The organism is Moorena sp. SIO4G3 (genome assembly GCF_010692305.1).
Classification (GTDB): domain Bacteria; phylum Cyanobacteriota; class Cyanobacteriia; order Cyanobacteriales; family Coleofasciculaceae; genus Moorena; species Moorena producens_A.
Genome location: NZ_JAAHIG010000659.1, coordinates 1 through 2,304, shown reverse-complemented (window position 1 = coordinate 2,304; position 2,304 = coordinate 1). Strand labels below are relative to the sequence as shown.

Here is a 2,304-nt window from a genome sequence, read left to right as displayed (position 1 = left end):
GAACTTTTTTAAGTCTATCTATCAAGAATCCTAGGGTGGGCAGTGGCTAGCAACGGAATTGGTAAGCAGCCGTGAAGCTATCATCAGCGACTGCCCACCAGACAAGAACTTTTTTAAGTCTATCTATAAAGAATAGTAGGGTGGGCAGTGGCTGTTGCCTGAAATTGGCCAGCAGCCGTGAAGCTCATTATCAGCGACTGCCCACCAGACAGGAACTTTTTTATAGCAAGGGAAGTATAGTTTAGGACATAGTCTTTTGGTTGAAAGGGAGCAGGGAGCAGGGAGCAGGGAGCAGAAGATGTCTTAAGCTTTACTTCGACTGCTATAAGTCTATCTATAAAGAATAGTAGGGTGGGCAGTGGCTGTTGCCTGAAATTGGCCAGCAGCCGTGAAGCTATCATCAGCCACTGCCCACCAGACAGGAACTAATTGCAAAACCTTAGAAGTTAGAAGTTAGAAGTTAGAAGTTAGAAGTTAGAATTTAGAATCGGGAATCGGGAATCGGGATAATCGTAGGGTGGGCAGTGGCTGTTGCCTGAAATTGGCTAGCAGCCGTGAAGCTCATTATCAGCCACTGCCCACCAAACAGGAACTTATTTTATCCGATACTTTTTAGCTACCAAAATCTACTTTGCAGATTAAAGCCCACGCTCTGCAAGCTGCTCTCGCAGCCAGGGGGTATCTCCCAAGGCCAAGATCGGTTTTGTTCCGCTCTTGGCGCATAAATCTGTGTTTAATAGAAAACGCAACCACTATCATGGTTTGCTTTGGTTTTCGGCTTCAATTCAAGTTACAGAATGTTTTCAATGACACTATAAAAATAATCAAAGTATAACATATTTTTGGAGATACTGCAAGATATTTGGATAAAATCGTCAACAGTGGCTAGCCTTCAATAGTAAAGCATGCTTCAGATGCGATCGCTCTCTACTTCAGGATGCATCTGATTAAAGCTGTTTGACCCAGTGGGTAGAATGGGAATCGAATGTGGAACAGGCATCTTGCCTGTTCCCAAATGCCATGAAACAGGCATCGAATGTAGAATGGGCATCGAATGTGGAACGGGCATCTTGCCCGTTTCCTGCCATGGAATGGGAATCGAACATGGAACAGGCATCGAATGTGGAACGGGCATCTTGCCCGCTCCAATTCTCAGAAAATCAGGGCTAGCCCGTCACACAACTACTCAGCATCGCCGCCCGCAAAAGGAAGACCCCTCGGGATCCCCCTGCCGCCGCCTGCACCAGCCGGTGCGATCGCATTAGCATCTGCTGTTGAAGCATTCGTCACAGTTTCACGCTAAACAGGAGCAGCTTGAAGGGGAGTGAGTTTCTTGGTTTTCATTATTTTTACCCAGAATAAATTATTCTGAATAAATTCTAGCCTTTGTATTTAAGATGTCAACTTAGGATATAGCGGTTGGCAATTTGGTAAGGTACAAATTCTTGGTTTTAGGGAACAGGGAATAGGGAACAGGGAACAGTAATTAAATCGGGAATCGGGAATCGGGAATCGAGAATCGGGGAAAAATTATGTGTTCCTCATTAGGTTATAAAATGCTATAGCGATTTGCCGATAAATTAATTATGAAAATGTCGCAAATAAATATAAATTACAATTATTAATTTGCAATAATAATTAACTTATTTTGGATGCCAATTGCTCTATTGACTGTTCCCTGTTCCCTATTCCCTGTTCCCTATTCCCTATTCCCTGTTCCCTGTTCCCTAAAAAATAACTATGTACTTAAACAACTCGCAAACCCTTATGGAAACCAATCGTCATCCAAAGCTTGGGTAATATCAATTTCCGCTTTTGGAGGAAGTGTAAACAGTTTAGAAACAGATTTTACTGCACTAGGATAAGCTTTTTTGTATAAAGTTTCCAGTTGATGACGAAGGCTAGGGCTATCCTCAATAATAGTTTTAATTTGGGTGCGAAAGTTAACAACTTCAGCTGCCCAATGATTCCTATTGCGTTCTTGTTCAGATTTCCAATAAGCCAGTTTAAGCAGGTGTTCTAAAAGACGGGTTAAAAGACTCAATAATGCTCGCTTTTCACTTTTACCCATGCTTTCAATTTCTTCAATTAAATTTTCCCAGTCCACTTCACTAAAATTACGATTTCGGAGATTTTCTACGGTTTCGTTTATCCATTGATAGTAGTCATTGTCATAGGATGTGTATGGTTTCATGATTTTAGATACTAATGTTATTTCTTTAGGGAACAGGGAACAGAGAACAGGGAAGAGAGAATACGGAATAGCGATGCGCAGATCGAGTTTAAGGGGGGGATAGAGGGGGG

3 protein-coding genes are annotated in these 2,304 nt (G+C 42.2%); 1 reads left to right on the top strand and 2 read right to left on the bottom strand.

The features are described 5' to 3' along the window. Positions 1–119: 119 nt before the first annotated feature. Positions 120–401 (bottom strand): hypothetical protein, encoded by a 282-nt coding sequence (locus F6J99_RS44300; protein WP_293123626.1) that lies wholly within the window; start codon positions 399–401, stop codon positions 120–122. Positions 402–957: 556 nt separating this feature from the next. Here F6J99_RS44300 and F6J99_RS44295 point away from each other — a divergent pair. Next, positions 958–1,170 (top strand): hypothetical protein, encoded by a 213-nt coding sequence (locus F6J99_RS44295; protein WP_293123623.1) that lies wholly within the window; start codon positions 958–960, stop codon positions 1,168–1,170. A 595-nt stretch (positions 1,171–1,765) separates the two neighbouring features. Here the strand turns inward: F6J99_RS44295 and F6J99_RS44290 are convergent. Continuing rightward, positions 1,766–2,304, bottom strand: a 539-nt coding sequence (locus tag F6J99_RS44290) for a DUF29 domain-containing protein (protein ID WP_293123620.1), incomplete at its 5' end; no start/stop codon positions are given.